1 protein-coding gene is annotated in these 401 nt (G+C 64.3%); it reads left to right on the top strand.

Annotated features, from left to right (window positions below):
* Nucleotides 1-368: UbiA family prenyltransferase (locus tag EN786_RS36215; protein ID WP_189524379.1), on the top strand; the 368-nt coding region annotated here is incomplete at its 5' end.
* Between the last annotated feature and the right edge of the window lie 33 nt (nt 369-401).

Raw genomic sequence — 401 nt, 5'->3', positions numbered from 1 at the left:
ATTTCTGGGCGCTGGCTTTGTTCAAGTCCGACGACTATGCCCGCGCCGGCATCCCGATGATGCCGAATGTCGCCGGCCAGGCTTCGACCCGGCGGCAGATCTTTGCCTATGCGCTGATCTTGGCGCCGGTCGGCGTGCTGCCCTGGGCGCTCGGCTACAGCACGGCCGGCTATGGCTTGGTCTCGGCGGTCCTCGGCGTCGGCTTCGTCTGGTATGCCTGGAAGGTGCTGGGCATGGGCGACGATGAGCGCGCCATGAAGCCGGCCAAGGCGCTGTTCGCCTATTCGTTGCTCTATCTCTTCGCCATCTTTGCCGCCTTCCTTGTCGATTGCTTGGTCGGCCGCGCCCTGATGATGGGGGGCGCATGATCGTGGCCGACAAGAAGCTCGACTTGGTCACCC

Origin of the sequence: Mesorhizobium sp. M4B.F.Ca.ET.143.01.1.1, assembly GCF_004792275.1 — a bacterium.
GTDB lineage: Bacteria > Pseudomonadota > Alphaproteobacteria > Rhizobiales > Rhizobiaceae > Mesorhizobium > Mesorhizobium abyssinicae.
The sequence above is the reverse complement of the archived record's forward strand: the minus strand, read 5'-3'. Positions and strand labels throughout refer to the sequence as shown.